Genomic DNA, 17,898 nt, shown 5'->3' with positions numbered 1-17,898 from the left:
GGGAGAGATTGAAATGGAAAAAGTTAAACAAACAATTCGCGCGCCAAGAGGTACTGAGTTACAAACGAAAGGGTGGGTGCAAGAAGCTGCACTTCGTATGTTAATGAACAATTTAGATCCGGAAGTTGCTGAAAAGCCAGAAGAATTAGTTGTATATGGTGGAATCGGCCGTGCAGCTCGTAACTGGGAAAGCTACAATGCAATTGTAGATTCATTAAAAACGTTAGAAAGCGATGAAACATTACTTGTTCAATCAGGAAAACCAGTTGCAATCTTTAAATCACATGAAGATGCACCTCGCGTTCTTTTAGCGAACTCAAACTTAGTACCGAAGTGGGCGAACTGGGATCACTTCCGTGAACTAGAGAAAAAGGGTCTTATGATGTATGGACAAATGACAGCAGGTAGCTGGATTTACATTGGAACACAAGGTATTTTACAAGGGACATATGAAACGTTTGGTGAAGCGGCACGTCAACATTTCGGTGGTTCATTAAAAGGTACATTAACACTTACTGCTGGTTTAGGTGGTATGGGCGGTGCACAACCTCTTGCTGTAACGATGAATGGCGGTGTTGTTATCGCTATTGATGTTGATAAGCGCAGTATCGATCGCCGTATTGAAAAGAGATACTGTGATATGTATACAGAATCATTAGAAGAAGCATTAACGGTTGCGAACGAGTATAAAGAGAAGAAAGAACCGATTTCTATTGGTTTATTAGGAAATGCGGCAGAGATTTTACCAGAGCTAGTGAAGCGTAATATTACGCCAGATTTAGTTACAGATCAAACATCTGCTCATGATCCATTAAACGGTTATATTCCAGTAGGTTACACATTAGAAGAAGCAGCAAAACTTCGTGAAGAAGATCCAGAACGTTACGTACAATTATCAAAAGAAAGCATGACAAAACATGTGGAAGCAATGCTTACTATGCAAGCAAAAGGCGCAATTACATTTGATTACGGAAATAACATTCGCCAAGTTGCTTTTGATGAAGGTTTGAAAAATGCATTCGATTTCCCAGGATTCGTTCCAGCATTTATCCGTCCATTATTCTGCGAAGGAAAAGGACCATTCCGCTGGGTAGCACTTTCTGGTGACCCAGAAGATATTTATAAAACAGATGAAGTAATTTTACGTGAGTTTGCTGATAATGAGCATTTATGTAACTGGATCCGTATGGCTCGTCAGCAAGTTGAGTTCCAAGGTCTTCCGTCACGTATTTGTTGGCTTGGTTACGGTGAGCGTGCGAAATTTGGTCGCATCATTAATGAAATGGTTGCAAATGGTGAATTATCAGCACCAATCGTTATCGGCCGTGACCATTTAGATTGCGGATCAGTAGCATCTCCAAACCGTGAAACAGAAGCGATGAAAGATGGTAGTGATGCAGTAGCTGACTGGCCAATTTTGAATGCATTAATTAACAGTGTAAACGGTGCAAGCTGGGTATCTGTTCACCACGGTGGCGGCGTTGGTATGGGTTATTCACTTCACGCTGGAATGGTTATCGTTGCAGATGGAACAGAAGCAGCAGCAAAACGTATTGAGCGCGTATTAACTTCTGACCCTGGTATGGGTGTTGTTCGTCACGTGGATGCAGGGTATGACTTAGCTGTGGAAACAGCGAAAGAAAAAGGCGTTAACATTCCAATGATGAAATAAGGAGGAGAAAAACATGCTGGACACTTTACTAATCAATATCGGTCAATTACTAACAATGGATCAAGAAGATGGCTTGTTAAGACGGGAAGCGATGAACACGCTTCCTGTTATCGAAAACGGTGCGGTTGGAATTGAAAATGGTGTGATCACTTTCGTTGGAACAGCGGAAGAAGCAAAAGGGTTACAAGCGAAAGAGGTTATTGATTGCGGCGGGAAAATGGTTTCTCCTGGCCTTGTTGACCCGCATACTCATCTTGTATTTGGTGGATCTCGTGAAAATGAAATCGCGCTAAAATTACAAGGAGTTCCGTACTTAGAAATTTTGGAACAAGGCGGAGGTATTCTTTCGACGGTAAATGCAACGAAACAGGCGTCGAAAGAAGAACTCGTTCAAAAAGCGAAATTCCATTTAGACCGTATGCTATCTTTCGGAGTTACAACTGTAGAAGCGAAGAGTGGTTACGGATTAGATGATGAGACAGAATGGAAACAATTAGAGGCAACTGCACAATTACAAAAAGAGCATCCAATCGATTTAGTTTCTACATTTTTAGGTGCTCATGCAGTTCCGAAAGAGTATAAAGGTAGATCGAAAGAATTTTTACAATGGATGTTAGACTTACTGCCAGAAATGAAAGAGAAGCAATTAGCTGAATTTGTTGATATTTTCTGCGAAACAGGCGTGTTCTCTGTTGAAGAGTCAAAAGAGTTTTTATTAAAAGCGAAAGAGCTTGGCTTTGATGTGAAAATTCATGCGGATGAAATTGATCCTCTTGGTGGTGCGGAAGCGGCAGCTGAAATTGGTGCAGCATCAGCGGACCATTTAGTTGGTGCTTCTGATAAAGGAATTGAAATGCTTGCAAACTCTAATACAGTAGCCACTTTATTACCAGGAACAACTTTCTATTTAAATAAAGAAAGCTTTGCTCGCGGTCGTAAAATGATCGATGAAGGTGTTGCGGTAGCTTTAGCTACAGACTTTAACCCAGGCAGCTGTCCAACGGAAAACATTCAGCTTATTATGAGCATCGCAATGCTGAAGTTGAAAATGACACCAGAAGAAGTTTGGAATGCCGTAACAGTTAACTCTTCTTACGCAATTAATCGTGGTGACGTAGCTGGGAAAATTAGAGTAGGTCGCAAGGCAGATCTAGTGCTATGGGATGCTTACAATTATGCTTACGTACCGTATCATTACGGCGTAAGTCATGTAAATACAGTATGGAAGAATGGTAATATCGCATATACAAGAGGTGAACAATCGTGGAGCACGGCCACTATTTAAAGAAAAATGCCAAGTTTATCGATCGTGAAGTGACAAAATGGAGTGAAATGATTAAAGATTGGGAGGAAGGCGTGGAAATATTCGGTGCGGCCTTAATTGGAGCACCCCTTTCTAAACCGTCTATTAGTCATTCAGGAGCAAGTTTTGCTCCAAAAACAATTCGTGCGATGTTAGATGCATATAGCACGTATGCAATTACAGAAGAACATGATATGAAAGAAAGTGTCTTATATGATTGCGGCGATATTACGATGCATGTGACGAATATAAAAGAAAGTCATAACCGAATTGCGAAAACAGTTGGTCATGTAACGAAAGTAAATCCGAACATGATACCAATCGTTCTTGGTGGGGATCACTCGATTAGTTTTCCGAGTATAACAGGATTTGCAAATAGTAAAGGGAAGGTCGGTATTATTCAATTTGATGCCCATCATGATTTGCGCAATTTAGAAGATGGTGGTCCGTCAAATGGTACACCGTTCCGTAGTTTACTAGAAAATGATGTGATTACAGGAAAACAACTCGTTCAAATCGGAATTCGTAATTTTTCAAATGCACGAGCGTACCATGAATATGCAAAAGAACAAGATGTGACAGTGTATACAATGAAAGATGTACGAGAGCGAGAAATCAAAGATATTATTATAGAAAGTATTGAAGTATTAAGAAAGCAAGGCGTGACCTCTATTTACATTTCTCTTGATATGGATGTGCTAGATCAAGCATTTGCACCAGGTTGTCCAGCAATCGGTCCTGGTGGAATGGACAGTACAACTTTACTTGATGCGATTGAATTGCTTGGTAACGAACCGCTTGTTCAAGGGATGGATATTGTAGAAATTGATCCAACCCTCGATTTTAGAGATATGACGAGTCGAGTAGCTGCGCAAGTGATTATGAGTTTTCTTTTGGCGAGGGAGACAATCCGTAAGCAGGTTAGTATATAGGTGTAAAATGAATAGGGGGTATTTACAGATTCTGTATAAAAAACACATTACTACTCATATGTAGTAATGTGTTTTTATGTAAAAAGAGAAGGTGAAATTAGAATGTATGTACGTGTGGAAAAGTTAATAAGAACGCGGGTTTTTAGTGATATTTTACGAAGTCATTTTCTTAGTTTATAAGGATTGACACGTAAAATGATTTTGTGATAAAATAAAAATTTTGCTAAAAAAAACGAATGTGTGTTAAACTTGAGAAGGTTACCATATATGGAGGTGGATTATTTGTTTCAAATTGGCGATAACATTGTTTATCCAATGCAAGGAGCAGGTATAATTAAAGCCATAGAAGAGAAGGAAATTGCAGGAAAAAAACAACAGTATTATGTTATAAAAATGTCGGCTAGTAATATGGAAATAATGATTCCAGAAGGGAAAATATTGAATTCAAATATACGACCAGTTACAGATATCACGGCATTAATACACATAATAGATATTTTTCAGCATGGAGAATCAGATAGATTACTTACGTGGAAACAAAGGTACAAAGTGAATACTGATAAAATAAAAACAGGTAAAATGCAAGAAGGTGCTGAGGTTGTGCGTGATTTAATGCGTATACAGAAAGAAAAGGCACTTAATGCAAGCGAAAAGAAAATGTTAGATAACGCACATGAATTTTTGATTAGTGAACTGGGATTAATTGAAGGTATCACAGAAAATCAAATAAAAAGCTTTTGTTAAGGTTCATTACAAATAATATATTGCATCCCAAAAAAGGTTTTGAATTTTTTGGGAACATAATTATAGACAATCAATCATTTCAAAGACATTCAACTCTTTCAAACCACTTTTAGAGCATTAACCTCTTTTGTTATTACTACAATCAAATCCATTTTTATTTTTTAATTCTTTTACGAATGTTCGAAGTTTAATTCAATACTTCGATAAAATAGTTACTTGATTTTTGCAATCCTGATTCACACTGGCACGGACGAGGAGCCGTAAGGATGAAAGAGAGGTAGGGCTTTCATTGTTTTAGGTATATAAGTTATTATTTTTAGAAGAATACTGAACCATTTTCACTTCTATTGATAAGGGATTCTTTATATTAAAGAGATGAAGAAATTGACAGCCATATATGATCAACTAAAAAAGGTTTCCTACTAAGGAAACCTTTTTAGTTTATTTATAGCATTCTGTTTTTTGGATATTCGAATGTTTTATAGAAAAGTCGTATAAATTGACGTTACTATTTAAAAGTAAGTATGATGCGATTATAGCAAGAATTTTTAAGGGGGAAGAAAAATGGCAAGTTCTAATAATAAAGCGGCAAGTATTTATGAAGGAACAAATGTAAACGCTTGGGGATCTTTTGAAAATATTGAAGAAACGAAGTTGTTTGATCAGATTCAAGTCGGAGCTTGGTCTCTTCGTAATCGCATAGCAATGGCACCGATGACGAGATGCTTTGCAGACAATGAAACTGGAGTAGTTGGTGCTGATGTAGTGGAGTACTATAGAAAGCGTGCTGCTGACGGAGTTGGATTAATTATTACAGAAGGAATTATCATTAGTCCGAGAGCGAAAGGCAATCCAGGAGTACCAGGGATTTATACGCAAGAACAAATCGACTCTTGGAAACCTGTTACAGAGGCAGTACATAAAGAAGGCGGGACGATTATTGCTCAAATATGGCATGTTGGACGTATGAGTCATCACGAAATAATTGGTGGGCAAATGCCGCAAGCGCCTTCTGCCATCGCTGCAGAAGGGAATGTTCCACGTTTTCGCAAACCATTTGATACACCAGAAGCAATGACGTTACAAGAAATACAAGAAGTTATTAGTCAATACGCACAAGCTGCAAAAAATGCGATTGAAGCTGGGTTTGATGGGGTAGAAATTCACGGTGCACACGGATATTTAATTGATCAATTTACTTATGAGTTTGCAAATAAGCGTACTGATAAATATGGCGGTGACTTAAAGCAAAGATTAACGTTTATGAAAGAAGTAACTGAGGCTGTAATAGAAGCAGTTGGAGCTGATAAAACACTTCTTCGTTTCTCTGCTTTTAAAGGGGATAATCCTACTTATATGTGGGAAAACCCTGAGCTGGCAATTGAAACATTTGTAAATATGTTTAAAGAAGTTGGATTAACGATGATTCATCCTTCAACGATGAATTATACGCAAGTGATTGCTGACGGAAAGAATTTTCATCAATTAGTAAGAAAATATTGGGAGGGTACGATTGTTGGGGTTGGTAATTTGAATCCGAAAGAAGCTGAAGAAGCGTTGCAAGAAGGAACAATTGACGTAGCTGCATTCGGAAGACCGTTAATTGCTAATCCAGATTTTGTTCATCGAATTAAACATGCTGAAAGTTTAGTTGAATATGACGCGAAAGAGCATCTTGCTACATTAATTTGAATAAAGATAAAAGGAGAACACATGGAGTGTTCTCCTTTTATTATGGAATTTCATAGGGGGAAGCGAGATGAGTGAAACGCTACTCGTTATTATTAGCATATTACTATTATTAATGTTGCTTTTAATCGTCTTTTTTATTATCACATTTTTTATAAAAAAACGGACGCATCATTCTATTTTAAAATTACATCCATACTTAGGAAGAATGCGTTACTTACTGGAAAAGATAGGGCCGGAATTCCGACAATATTGGTTTGATCACGATACAGATGGAAAACCTTTTTCACGTTACGATTTTCAAAGTGTTATGTTTTTAGCGAAGTATCGCTCTGAAATACTTGGTTTTGGGTCGAAACGAGATTTTGAAGCATCTGGTTATTATATTGCTAATACGTTGTTTCCGGTATTAACAGAAGAATTAAGTGTGAACGTAACGCAAGAACGTGAAGGGAAAAAGTATGTGATTCATAAAGAAGGATTATTTTCACGGAGAGAAAAATTGACAGCGGATACAACGAATCTTTGGTTATACGAAGAAGACGATGCAATTATCGTCGGCGAAAATCGTAAATATCCGTGGAAACTGTATGGCATGTTTGGGGCATCAGCAACTTCTTACGGTGCGATTGGCGAAAATTATATTTTAGCGAGCGGCTTTGGAGCGAGAATGGCAGGCGGATCGTGGATTAATACTGGTGAAGGTGGCATTATTCCAGAACATTTACATACAGGGGCGAATATCGTTGCGCAAATTGGTCCAGGACTATTTGGATACCGTGATGAGGACGGGAATTTTTCAATGGAGAAATTTATGGAGAAAGTGAAAGAAAGTAATATTAAAGCATTTGAATTGAAATTTGGGCAAGGTGCGAAAATACGTGGTGGTCATTTAGAGGGGCAAAAAGTAAATGAGAAAATTGCTTCTGTTCGGAATGTACGAGTAGGAGAAACGATTAATTCTCCGAATCGATTTTCATTTTTGAATAATGCGGCAGATACACTTTATTTTATTCAGCGTTTGCAAGAAACTGGCGGGAAACCAATCGGTATGAAAATTGTAATTGGACAGCAGGAGCCGTTGGAAGATTTATTTAAAACGATGAAAGAGTTAAATATCTATCCGGATTTTATTACAATTGACGGTTCAGAAGGTGGATCAGGAGCAACATATAAATCGATGGCAGATAGTATGGGGATGCCGCTTATTCCAGCGTTACTGACATGTATTGATACAGCGAATCAGTATGGTGTTCGTGATAAATTCAAAGTGTTTGCCTCGGGGAAATTAATTACACCAGATAAAGTGGCAATTGCTTTAGCGATTGGTGCAGATGCTGTAAACTCGGCACGTGGTTTTATGATGGCAAGCGGTTGTATTATGGCGCTTCAATGTAACTCTGGCCAATGTCCATCTGGTGTGGCCACGACGAATCCGCACTATCAAAAAGCGTTAGATCCGTATGAGAAGAAGTGGCGAGTTATGAATTATATAATAAGTATGAGATATAGTTTGTTCTCACTTGCAGCAGCAGCGGGAGTAAAGAGTCCGCGTCATTTAACGAGGGAGCATATTGTATTTAAAGATGAGGTGGGGCGGGTGGTGCCTCTTTCGGAATTATTTCCTATAATAAATCAAAGCTAAAAGTATATTGAAAATGTAAGATTTTTCGAAGGGATAATTATATTATTTAGGAAATATTAGGAGTATAATGGGAAAAGATTTTAAAAATGACTATTTTTAGGGAGAGATTCACTTGCAGCAAGGTTCGTACAGTATTACAATTTTTTTACTCGTCATAGGGCTCGTTATATTTAGACGTATGCGTTCTATGAATCGACCAATTAAAAATAAAGGAAGACGACTATTATTGCCATTATTCTTTTTATTACCAGGTTTTTCTTTATATGCTGCACCGATACAACTTGCTGGTTGGCAAATTGGGATAGCTGCTGGGATTGGACTGTTATTGTCAATTCCACTTATTATTTTAAGTGGGTATGAAGTGAGAGAAGATGGTCAAATTTATGCGAAAAAAAGTATTGCTTTTATTGCTACATTTTTAGTTATCGTTCTTTTACGTACTTATTTTAGAAGACATTTACAAGGTTTAGATCCAAAGTCAATCGGCATTCTTTTCTACACCCTTGCGGTTTGTTATATAGTACCTTGGCGTATTGGCTGCTATATAAAATTTCGTAAAGTTTACGTAGAGAAAGAGAAAATTACGATGCCAATAAGCTAAAAGCCATGCATTTGTATGGCTTTTTCTTTTGAAAATTTGTCGGATAAATAAATGAAAATAAGAAGTGGAAAAGCGTTTTTTGTTTTCTGAATATTTTTACTTTAATTTATGTTAAAAACCGGGTAATCCACTGGGATAAAGGCGTTTATGAAGGTTTTCACATGCAGTAAAAAACACCTGTTCACTTGAAAGAACAAAAAATGTTTGTTAAGGTAGGGAACCATAAGCGAAAACAAGAAAATAGAAAAAGTCATTTTTCGAAATTTTGAATGGCTTATGTAACTAAGGGAGAGATTTGGTGAAGATTGAGATTATGGTTTCGCTTGCTATTTATATGGCAGGTATGTTGTATATCGGTTATTGGTCTTATAAGAAGACATCCGATTTATCAGATTATATGTTAGGCGGAAGGGGACTCGGTCCAGCAGTTACAGCTTTATCAGCTGGTGCTTCTGACATGAGTGGTTGGATGCTAATGGGATTACCTGGTGCGATGTATGCGACAGGGTTATCAAGTGTGTGGATTGCGATAGGTTTATTAATAGGTGCTTATGTAAACTATTTAATTCTTGCCCCGCGTTTGCGAACGTATACAGAAGTGGCTAATGATTCAATTACGATTCCAGACTTTTTAGAGAATCGATTTAAAGATCGTACGAAAATACTTCGTTTTGTCTCCGCTATCGTCATTTTAGTATTTTTCACATTTTATGCGTCGGCTGGTTTAGTATCAGGTGGACGTTTGTTTGAAAATTCTTTCAACCTTGATTATAAAATTGGTTTATTTGTAACTGTTGGTGTCGTAGTTGCTTATACACTATTCGGTGGTTTTTTAGCAGTAAGTTGGACCGACTTTGTGCAAGGGTGTATTATGTTTATTGCTCTCGTATTAGTACCAATTGTTGCTTTTACAGATGTCGGTGGTGTAACAGAAACATTCAATACGATTAAGCAAGTTGATGCATCGCATTTAGATATGTTTAAAGGGACCACAATTCTTGGTATTATTTCCTTTTTAGCATGGGGTCTTGGGTATTTTGGTCAACCACATATTATTGTCCGCTTTATGGCAATTACCTCTATTAAAGATTTGAAAACTTCTCGTAGAATCGGTATCGGTTGGATGACGATTTCAATTATAGGTGCAATGCTTACTGGTCTAGTTGGTATTGCTTATTACGCTAAAAATAATGCGACATTACAAGATCCGGAAATGGTCTTTGTAACATTCTCAAATATTTTATTCCATCCGTACATTACTGGATTTTTATTATCAGCTATTTTGGCTTCGATTATGAGTAGTATTTCCTCGCAATTACTTGTTATTTCAAGTGCAGTAACGGAAGATTTCTATAAAACATTTTTCCGTCGTAACGCAAGTGATAAAGAACTTGTATTTATCGGTAGACTGTCAGTTTTAGTAGTAGCTATGATCGCAGTTGTTTTAGCGTATCATCCAAGTGATACAATTTTAACACTCGTCGGTTATGCTTGGGCAGGATTTGGTTCAGCATTCGGACCTGCCATTTTATTAAGTTTATATTGGAAGAGAACGAACAAATGGGGCGTTCTTGCTGGGATGATTGTTGGTGCAGTAGTTGTAATTACTTGGGTACAAATTCCAAGTTTAAAAGCGACTATGTATGAAATGGTACCTGGATTCTTCTGTAGCTTATTAGCTGTGATTGTTATAAGTTTATTAACGAAAGAACCAGTTAAAGCAATTCATCGTGAATTTAATGAGATGGAAGCAGTGCTGGAAGAAGAAACGAAATGATCAGCGAAGAGAGTAAACGAAACTGGCGTTTACTCTCTTTTTATTTAAAATGAAAATAAGGAACTTGTTGACAACTAAAAGTAAGTAACTTATAATAAATTTGAGTTCGAGTTAATTTGTACTTTGAATAAAGATTTCAAATGGATTAAATATTTTTTTAATAATTATCTCGAATTTGAGATAATTTAAGGAACTGGAAGTTAATGTGTAATTTTAAAATCAATATCTCGAATTCGAGATAAAATTATCATGACGGATTTTACTAGTCAGTATGGACAAAATGAATAATGAATCTTAATGTAAAGCAATTTTTATAATGGAATAAAAAAGGAGTGGAAGAAATGGAAAAGAAAACAATGGGCATCCACCATATTACAGCGATTGTAGGGCATCCACAAGAAAATGTAGATTTTTACGCTGGTGTGTTAGGTTTACGTTTAGTGAAACAAACAGTGAATTTTGATGATCCAGGTACGTACCATCTTTATTTTGGTAATGAAGGAGGAAAACCGGGAACAATTATTACGTTTTTCCCATGGGCAGGTGCTCGTCAAGGAGTTATTGGTGACGGTCAAGTAGGAATCACTTCTTATGTTGTACCAAAAGGGGCAATGGAGTTTTGGGAAAATAGATTAGAAAAATTCGATGTTTCGTATACAAAAATGACTCGATTTGGGGAACAGTACTTAGAATTTGATGATCCACATGGTTTGCATATAGAATTAGTAGAAAGAGAAGAAGGCGAATTAAATAATTGGACTTTTGGGGAAGTTACGCCAGAAGTAGCAATTAAAGGATTTGGCGGTGCAGTTCTTTTATCAACGCAGCCTCAAAAAACTGCTGAACTGTTAGAACATATCATGGGTCTTGAGAAAATTGGAGAAGAGGGTGAATTTGTTCGATTCCGTTCTTCTGCTAATATTGGCAATATTATTGATTTGAAATTATCGACAATCGGACGCGGTCAAATGGGTGTTGGTACAGTTCATCATATTGCTTGGAGAGCGAGTGACGATGCTGATCAGCTAGACTGGAAAGAGCATGTGTCCCGTTTTGGATACCACGTAACTCCTGTACAAGATCGAAATTATTTTAACGCAATTTATTTTAGAGAACACGGTGAAATTTTATTTGAAATTGCAACAGATCCCCCTGGTTTCGCTCATGATGAATCGTTAGAGACGATGGGTGAGGAATTAAAGTTACCGGAACAATATGAAAAACATAGAAAACAGATTGAACAAACGCTTTTACCATTTGAAGTGAGAAATTTAGATTAAAGTGATTGAAAGGGGAAAAGGATTATGATGAAACATGTTTTTCAAAAAGGAAAAGATACGTCAAAACCAGTATTGCTATTACTTCATGGTACAGGAGGTAATGAATTAGATTTATTACCACTTGCAGAAATAATGGATCCGGAAGCTTCAGTATTAAGTGTCCGTGGAAATGTATTAGAGAATGGGATGCCACGTTTCTTCCGTCGATTAGCAGAAGGTATTTTTGATGAAGAGGATCTTATTTTCCGTACGAAGGAATTAAATGAGTTTTTAGACGAAGCTGCAAAAACATATGAATTTGATAGAAATAACATTGTAGCTATCGGTTATTCAAATGGAGCAAACATTGCGGCAAGCTTATTATTCCACTACGAAAATGCGTTAAAAGGTGCTGTGCTTCATCACCCAATGGTGCCTAGAAGAGGAACACAATTGCCTAATTTAGCTGGGAAATCCGTGTTTATTGCTGCTGGGACAAATGATCCAATTTGTTCATCTTCTGAGTCAGAGGAATTGAAGCTACTATTAGAAAATGCAAACGCTAATGTAACAATGCATTGGGAAAATAGAGGACATCAATTAACGATGGGTGAAGTAGAAAAAGCAAAAGAATGGTATGGAAAAACAGTTCTATAAGTATAAATAATAAAAGAAGCATCTGCTAATCGTTAGCAGATGCTTCTTTTATTATTTAAGACTGGATTGCAAGGTGAGGTGAAGAAAGTGGTAGGTGAATATCAACGACCGTACCTTTATTTAATTCACTTGAAATGTGTAATTTACCATGATGTTCTTCAATTATTTTGTAACACATCATTAATCCTAGCCCTGTGCCTTTTTCTTTTAAACTATAAAAAGGTTCGCCTAAACGGGAGATACGATCTTCTGGGATACCGCAACCTTCATCGATGATCCGTATTAAGATGAAATTACCCTCTAATGGTTTTGTTTGGATGAAAATATTTCCGCCATTTGGCATTGCTTCAATCGCATTTTTTAATATATTTATAAAAACTTGTTTTAATTGGTTACCGTCACATTGAATGTCATATACGTAATCAAAATGATCCATAATGATATGAACGCTATGCATAATTGCGGTTGGTAAAATAAATGTAACTACCTCTTCAATTAAAGTTTGTATGTTACAAGTTTGGATTGCTAATACTTGTGGTTTAGACATCGCCATAAATTGACTCGTGATAGATTCCATCTGTGAAATTTCACTTAGCATAACATCGATATACCACTTCTGCTCCTCATTTATTTCAGGGAGTAGCAATGTTAGAAAACCTTTTAGAGAAGTGAGTGGATTTCGAATTTCATGAGCAATTCCAGCTGTCAGTTGTCCGACTACTGCGAGCTTTTCAGATTTTCGTAATAACTTTTCCGTTTCCTTTAGCTCAGTAATATCTCTTCCCATTACGATAAGACCTTTACGGGAGCCGTCAGGGTGATAGAGAGGAACTTTCGATATACTTAAGATTAGGTCGAAATCATCTCTATGAATAATAAATTCTTCACCATGAAGAATTTGTCTTTGTTGCCATGCTAATTCATCGACTTCTTCACAATGTAAAAAAGCTTCTCGGTACGCTTCATTATATTGAATGAGTTCACTATCTTTTTTTCCGTGGTAAGGTACATGATGGAAATTGAAGCAAGAAAGTGCGTAGTCATTTGCCTCAAGCCAGCGCCCTTCATGATCTTTAAATATAACAAACGCAGGCATGGAGTTTACTAATGTGCGTAATCTCTTCTCACTTTCTTTCAGCTTTTTCTCAATTCTTTCTGATTTTTCAAGAGGCTTCATAATGGCATATACGCCAGTTAGACGATTTTGGACAAAAATAGGAACTAGTTTTGTCACGACATCTAATAAGAATCCATCTTTATGATAAATAGATAAAATATACTCTTGTTGATTATCCGCTTCCGTATTCTTTATATTTTGTAATACTTGCTCAGAAATATGAGCTTCTAAAATCGAGGTAATGCTTTTTCGCTCTAATTCTGAAGAAGTGTAACCTAGTATTCTTTCAGCAGAAGGATTAGTGTGTATAATAATTCCCTCTAAATTTAATGAAATAATACCATCAGGGTTGTGTTCGAACAGAGATGCGTACATTTCTGTTAATGAACGATCTTGTATATGGTTTCGCAAACGTCTAGAAATGTTCGGATGACGTTTTTTTTGAGTTGATGAATATTTTTTACGACTCATAATAGTTCCTCCGTACAAATAGCATCTAAAAAGATTTGTCTATTCATAACTATAATATAGATGTAACGTGTATTTCTATAAAAAATGGAAGTTATATAATAAATTTTGTTTTCTTTATTTTGGAAAAGTACGTATAGGGTGGTAATAAGGGGAGCTTATATTGTTTTATAAATCATTTGTAAGTTACAGGAGTAGGTTTTCCTTATAACATTAGGGTAGAAGAGGGGGAGAGAAAATGAGAACTTATATTCAAGGGATCGATCATGTACAAGTAGCTGCGCCTGTAGGGTGTGAAGAAGAAGCGCGAGAGTTTTATAGTAATAAAATTGGTATGGAGGAAATCCCAAAGCCAGAGGAATTAAAGAAGCGCGGTGGGTGCTGGTTTAAGTGTGGAAATCAAGAGATTCATATCGGAGTTGAGCAAAACTTTACCCCAGCTAAAAAGGCACATCCGGCTTTTTATGTTTTAAACATAGATGAATTTAAACAAGCGTTAATACAGCAAGGCATTGAAGTAATAGATGATCATGCACGACCAGATGTAATTCGATTTTATGTGTCAGATCCGTTCGGAAATCGAATTGAATTTATGGAAAATAAAAACTAGGTGGAAATCCACCTAGTTTTTTAAGCTTTTCTAAACAATCCTAATACTTCAACTGTTTCTGTAATGTTAACGAATGCATGAGGGTCAATTTCAGAAATTGTTAATTTCATACTTGCTAATTCTTCACGAGAAACGACTGTCATAAGTACACGTTTCTTTTCGCTAGAATAAGCACCTTCGCCATCAAGTAATGTAATGCCACGTACAACAGTTGAAAGAAGTTGTTTTTTCATTTTTTCTGCTTCATTTGTTACAATCATAAGTGTAACCTTCCGATGTTTCGTATGAATAGCATCAATAACTTTACCAGTTACATAAATCGAAAGTAAGCTTGTAAGGGCAACATCCCAAGTGAAGAAGAATCCTGCAATGATTACAACGACTGCATTTAAAACAATAAGGAATCCGCCAAGTTTAATATCTCTTTTGCGAGATAACAACATACCGATAATATCAAATCCACCAGTTGATCCATTACAGTTAAAAACAAGACCGATACCAGCTCCGGCAATAACACCACCAAAGATAGATGATAAAAGTGGATCTGTTGCTACGACTTTTACTGGAACGTAGTATAATGCAACAGATAATACAATAACAGAGACAATCGTGTTAAAAATTACTTTTTTTCCAAGGCCTATGTATCCTAAAATAAGGATAGGTAAGTTTAATACAAAGTTAATAATACCTGTGTTTACAGGAGTTACAATCCCTAAAATAATAGCAATTCCGCCAATTCCACTACTTAAAATTTTGTGGGGGATAAGGAAAAGATTAAAGGCAATCGCAATAATAATAGAACCAATAATAACACCAAGAAATCTGACCATCTCTTTCCCGTCCTTCACTGAAAAATTCATATTATTTCAAGATTATATATGATATTGAAAGTTTTGGGTAAAAACAGTTTATTTCGGTAAATTTGATTAATCAAAAGAATTTGAGTATTTTATCATTTGAAAGGGGATACAGTTATGAAGATAAAAACATATCAACAGAAAAGCCCGTTGAAGCAAGAATGTGAGGATTCTTATTTTTGTAATGAAGAAAAAAAGATTTATGGTGTATGTGACGGTGCAACACCACTTGTCCCGTTTCGTGATGAAAAGGGACATAATGGAGCATACATCGCTTCACATTTATTTGCAAGTTATTTTAATTCATTCCGCGAAAATCATAGTTTACAAGTTGCTGTTGCAAAAGCAAATGAAGCATTGCAAAGAAAAATGTTAGCATATGGAGTAGATACGAGAAAGAAAGAGCATTTGTGGTGCACATGTATCGCGGCAGTCCAAATAGTTGGTGAGAAAATTGAATATGCACAATTAGGGGACTGTATGATTGTTGCAATACTTCAAAATGGAACGATGCAAGTATTAACGAAAGATACGGTCGAAGGAATTAGTAAACGAGCAAAAAAGAAAAGAGAAGAAGATCGTAAAGAAGGGGTATCTGTACCAGAAGAACATGTTTTTCAAGATGTGCGAGAACAGTTAAAATATAATCGTTATCTTGCAAATATGCAGGGTGGGTATTCCGTTGCAAATGGAATGAAAGAAGCAATTCATTATTTGCAGCATGGGGAATTACATGTAGATGAAGTGAGTGGGATTTTTATTTGTTCAGACGGATTATTCCACCCAGATTGGCCACTCGAACAAACTGTTGCATATATAAGAAAGAATAGTATAAATGAATATGTAGCAATTATTGAAGAGTTAGAAGGGGAAAAGAGAATACGACCAGATGATAAAACAATTATGATGATTGATTTTTAAGGGGGATATTCAAATGGAAATTAAATGTGTAAATTTAGCATTTCAAGATGAATTAGTTCCTTTAGAAAAAGTAAACAAACTGATTATTCACCATACATCCGAAGATGGATGGGATGTGTATAAAACACATGAATTTCATCAAAAAGTAAGAGGGTGGAGCGGGATCGGTTACAATTATTTTATTGAAGAAGATGGAACTGTAGTCGAAGGACGTGGTTTACATATTGGAGCACATGCGAAAGATCATAATAGAGATACAATTGGAATATGTATGACGGGTAATTTTGATAAATATGATCCAACTACCGCACAAATGAATGCATTATATTCTTTATGTAAAATGTTTATGAATCGGTTTGCTATAAAGAAAGAAAATATACTCGGTCATAGGGAGCTAGAAGGCGTTACAAAAAGTTGTCCTGGAAAGCGTTTTTCTATGGTAGAGTTAAGAAACATACTATCTTACATATAGAGGAGTAATAAATGATGATGAATATAAAAATACCAAATGATAAAAAAGAAGAGCTTGTAGCACAAATTCAGCAATTTTTCGTTGAAGAAGATTTAGATGAAATTGGGCGTTTTCAAGCAGAACGTTTAATAGAAGAAATGATTAAATTAGTAGGGCCTTTTGCATACAATCAAGCAATTGGAGATGCTAGAAAGCTTGTAACAGAGAAGCTATCTAATATTGAAGAAGATTTGTATGTGTTAGAAAAAAGTGAAGGGAAGTAAACTTCCATCAATTATAAAATAAGTGTTATGTCACGGCCTTTTCCGATGTTTTATTTGGAAAAGGCCGTGACATTTTTTTATTGTCATCAGGAAAATAATGAAACTTATTCCTCTATCTCGTACTCCATTCTTTTGCCATTTCATCATGATATGCTTCTGTCCAATGATATGGTTGCAACTCTTTTAAAGGTTTAAAAATAATATCTTGTTTAGCATTTGTAATCGCACACTGTACTTCTGGTCCCCAATAAAATAAACGTTCTTGGCATACACCACAAGGCGAGAGTACCTTTAATTGAGAATGCTCATTTTCTCTCGCAAGACAAATAGAATGTGTAACTTTCTTTTGAAATTTATGAGCTTCTAAAATTGCACCTGTTTCCATACAAAGTTCTGTTGAAGCATTTATTACGCCTGGAGCAACACTTGTATAAATTGTTCCATCTTCTACACGAATCGCTGCGGCTCCACCCCAATCGTTTGGATATCTTTGTTCAATTAACTGTTTCACCACATCATATAATTGTTGCTCAATATTCAATTTCTTTTCCTCATTTCTGCCCAAATTCAGGTTTGTTATTTCGAAATATTCTTTCTTTTATCATAATAGCATAAACAAAAAAATGGAATGAACATTTAATTTCAAGCCATCTTTTTGCCAAAAGGAACGTTTTTTTATAAAAAGATTGAGATTAAAAATATATAATCTTAATTTTATCTTTTTTTAATAATTTGTTTATGGGCAATTTATAGTTGCTATTTATAATTCCTATATATAGCAGCTATTGATACTACAAATAAGAAATTTGGATGTGTAACACTTCGTATTCCATTAGCTGTAATCAAAATTTATAACATAAATTGCGCACATAGAATCTTCTTTTGAAAGAAAAGTGGTGTAATTATTTGTT

At 35.9% G+C, this 17,898-nt stretch carries 17 protein-coding genes; 14 read left to right on the top strand and 3 right to left on the bottom strand.

Annotated features, from left to right (window positions below):
* Window positions 1–13: 13 nt before the first annotated feature.
* The 10 genes from hutU (at window position 14) to NLJ82_RS17255 (ending at window position 12,279) form a co-directional block, all read left to right on the top strand.
* A complete protein-coding gene (hutU, locus tag NLJ82_RS17300; protein ID WP_000416707.1) occupies window positions 14–1,672 on the top strand; it encodes a urocanate hydratase in 1,659 nt (552 codons plus the stop codon).
* A 13-nt stretch (window positions 1,673–1,685) separates the two neighbouring features.
* On the top strand, window positions 1,686–2,957 hold the full coding sequence (hutI, locus tag NLJ82_RS17295) for an imidazolonepropionase (protein WP_000887529.1): 1,272 nt from the start codon (window positions 1,686–1,688) through the stop codon (window positions 2,955–2,957).
* Entirely contained in the window at window positions 2,936–3,907 is a 972-nt protein-coding gene (gene hutG / locus NLJ82_RS17290; protein WP_000399848.1) for a formimidoylglutamase, read from the top strand. The genes hutI and hutG overlap by 22 nt, the downstream gene beginning before the upstream one ends.
* Window positions 3,908–4,189: 282 nt before the next feature.
* Window positions 4,190–4,651, top strand: a complete 462-nt coding sequence (locus NLJ82_RS17285) for a CarD family transcriptional regulator (protein ID WP_000486324.1) — start codon at window positions 4,190–4,192, stop codon at window positions 4,649–4,651.
* 564 nt (window positions 4,652–5,215) lie between these two features.
* Window positions 5,216–6,343, top strand: coding sequence for an alkene reductase (locus NLJ82_RS17280; protein ID WP_000168640.1), 1,128 nt, complete (start codon window positions 5,216–5,218; stop codon window positions 6,341–6,343).
* 67 nt (window positions 6,344–6,410) lie between these two features.
* Window positions 6,411–7,985, top strand: a complete 1,575-nt coding sequence (locus NLJ82_RS17275; protein WP_000005202.1) for an FMN-binding glutamate synthase family protein — start codon at window positions 6,411–6,413, stop codon at window positions 7,983–7,985.
* 112 nt (window positions 7,986–8,097) lie between these two features.
* Window positions 8,098–8,586, top strand: a complete 489-nt coding sequence (locus tag NLJ82_RS17270) for a cytochrome c biogenesis protein CcdC (protein ID WP_001183915.1) — start codon at window positions 8,098–8,100, stop codon at window positions 8,584–8,586.
* A 298-nt stretch (window positions 8,587–8,884) separates the two neighbouring features.
* Entirely contained in the window at window positions 8,885–10,363 is a 1,479-nt protein-coding gene (putP, locus tag NLJ82_RS17265) for a sodium/proline symporter PutP (protein ID WP_000687615.1), read from the top strand.
* A gap of 341 nt (window positions 10,364–10,704) precedes the next feature.
* A complete protein-coding gene (locus NLJ82_RS17260; RefSeq protein WP_000412746.1) occupies window positions 10,705–11,643 on the top strand; it encodes a ring-cleaving dioxygenase in 939 nt (312 codons plus the stop codon).
* Window positions 11,644–11,667: 24 nt separating this feature from the next.
* Window positions 11,668–12,279 (top strand): alpha/beta hydrolase, encoded by a 612-nt coding sequence (locus NLJ82_RS17255; RefSeq protein WP_000975470.1) that lies wholly within the window; start codon window positions 11,668–11,670, stop codon window positions 12,277–12,279.
* A 55-nt stretch (window positions 12,280–12,334) separates the two neighbouring features.
* On the opposite strand, the gene NLJ82_RS17250 is transcribed toward NLJ82_RS17255, so the two are convergent.
* On the bottom strand, window positions 12,335–13,867 hold the full coding sequence (locus tag NLJ82_RS17250) for a BA3702 family sensor histidine kinase (protein ID WP_000087673.1): 1,533 nt from the start codon (window positions 13,865–13,867) through the stop codon (window positions 12,335–12,337).
* Between the two features lie 235 nt (window positions 13,868–14,102).
* Here NLJ82_RS17250 and NLJ82_RS17245 point away from each other — a divergent pair, with 235 nt between their 5' ends.
* Window positions 14,103–14,474 carry a VOC family protein gene (locus tag NLJ82_RS17245; protein WP_001261472.1) on the top strand — a complete coding sequence of 124 codons (372 nt, stop codon included), beginning with the start codon at window positions 14,103–14,105 and terminating at the stop codon, window positions 14,472–14,474.
* A 20-nt stretch (window positions 14,475–14,494) separates the two neighbouring features.
* Here the strand turns inward: NLJ82_RS17245 and NLJ82_RS17240 are convergent, their stop codons facing one another.
* The gene (locus NLJ82_RS17240) at window positions 14,495–15,334 is read right to left on the bottom strand and encodes a YitT family protein (RefSeq protein ID WP_002028192.1); all 840 of its coding nucleotides are present in this window, start codon (window positions 15,332–15,334) and stop codon (window positions 14,495–14,497) included.
* A 114-nt stretch (window positions 15,335–15,448) separates the two neighbouring features.
* On the opposite strand from NLJ82_RS17240, the gene NLJ82_RS17235 reads away from it, so the two are divergent.
* Genes NLJ82_RS17235 through NLJ82_RS17225 form a run of 3 tightly spaced genes read left to right on the top strand, consistent with a single transcriptional unit; the run spans window position 15,449 to window position 16,987 of the window.
* Complete coding sequence (locus NLJ82_RS17235; protein ID WP_000695708.1) at window positions 15,449–16,252, top strand: protein phosphatase 2C domain-containing protein; 804 nt, start codon at window positions 15,449–15,451, stop codon at window positions 16,250–16,252.
* A 13-nt stretch (window positions 16,253–16,265) separates the two neighbouring features.
* Window positions 16,266–16,724 carry a peptidoglycan recognition protein family protein gene (locus tag NLJ82_RS17230; RefSeq protein WP_000402952.1) on the top strand — a complete coding sequence of 153 codons (459 nt, stop codon included), beginning with the start codon at window positions 16,266–16,268 and terminating at the stop codon, window positions 16,722–16,724.
* A gap of 11 nt (window positions 16,725–16,735) precedes the next feature.
* Window positions 16,736–16,987 carry a DUF2164 domain-containing protein gene (locus tag NLJ82_RS17225; RefSeq protein WP_001983516.1) on the top strand — a complete coding sequence of 84 codons (252 nt, stop codon included), beginning with the start codon at window positions 16,736–16,738 and terminating at the stop codon, window positions 16,985–16,987.
* 112 nt (window positions 16,988–17,099) lie between these two features.
* Here the strand turns inward: NLJ82_RS17225 and NLJ82_RS17220 are convergent, their stop codons facing one another.
* Complete coding sequence (locus NLJ82_RS17220; protein WP_001019675.1) at window positions 17,100–17,528, bottom strand: cytidine deaminase; 429 nt, start codon at window positions 17,526–17,528, stop codon at window positions 17,100–17,102.
* Window positions 17,529–17,898 lie beyond the last annotated feature (370 nt).

The sequence above is a fragment of the Bacillus paranthracis genome, assembly GCF_024296885.1.
Classification (GTDB): Bacteria; Bacillota; Bacilli; order Bacillales; family Bacillaceae_G; genus Bacillus_A; species Bacillus_A paranthracis.
The sequence above is the reverse complement of the archived record's forward strand: the minus strand, read 5'-3'. Positions and strand labels throughout refer to the sequence as shown.

Coding starts and splice junctions, on each gene's coding strand:
- hutU (WP_000416707.1), top strand. CDS start 14: ATGGAAAAAGTTAAACAAACAATTCGCGCGCCAAGAGGTACTGAGTTA.
- NLJ82_RS17235 (WP_000695708.1), top strand. CDS start 15,449: ATGAAGATAAAAACATATCAACAGAAAAGCCCGTTGAAGCAAGAATGT.
- hutI (WP_000887529.1), top strand. CDS start 1,686: ATGCTGGACACTTTACTAATCAATATCGGTCAATTACTAACAATGGAT.
- NLJ82_RS17245 (WP_001261472.1), top strand. CDS start 14,103: ATGAGAACTTATATTCAAGGGATCGATCATGTACAAGTAGCTGCGCCT.
- NLJ82_RS17240 (WP_002028192.1), bottom strand. CDS start 15,334: ATGAATTTTTCAGTGAAGGACGGGAAAGAGATGGTCAGATTTCTTGGT.
- NLJ82_RS17255 (WP_000975470.1), top strand. CDS start 11,668: ATGATGAAACATGTTTTTCAAAAAGGAAAAGATACGTCAAAACCAGTA.
- NLJ82_RS17275 (WP_000005202.1), top strand. CDS start 6,411: ATGAGTGAAACGCTACTCGTTATTATTAGCATATTACTATTATTAATG.
- NLJ82_RS17260 (WP_000412746.1), top strand. CDS start 10,705: ATGGAAAAGAAAACAATGGGCATCCACCATATTACAGCGATTGTAGGG.
- NLJ82_RS17250 (WP_000087673.1), bottom strand. CDS start 13,867: ATGAGTCGTAAAAAATATTCATCAACTCAAAAAAAACGTCATCCGAAC.
- NLJ82_RS17230 (WP_000402952.1), top strand. CDS start 16,266: ATGGAAATTAAATGTGTAAATTTAGCATTTCAAGATGAATTAGTTCCT.
- NLJ82_RS17280 (WP_000168640.1), top strand. CDS start 5,216: ATGGCAAGTTCTAATAATAAAGCGGCAAGTATTTATGAAGGAACAAAT.
- NLJ82_RS17225 (WP_001983516.1), top strand. CDS start 16,736: ATGATGATGAATATAAAAATACCAAATGATAAAAAAGAAGAGCTTGTA.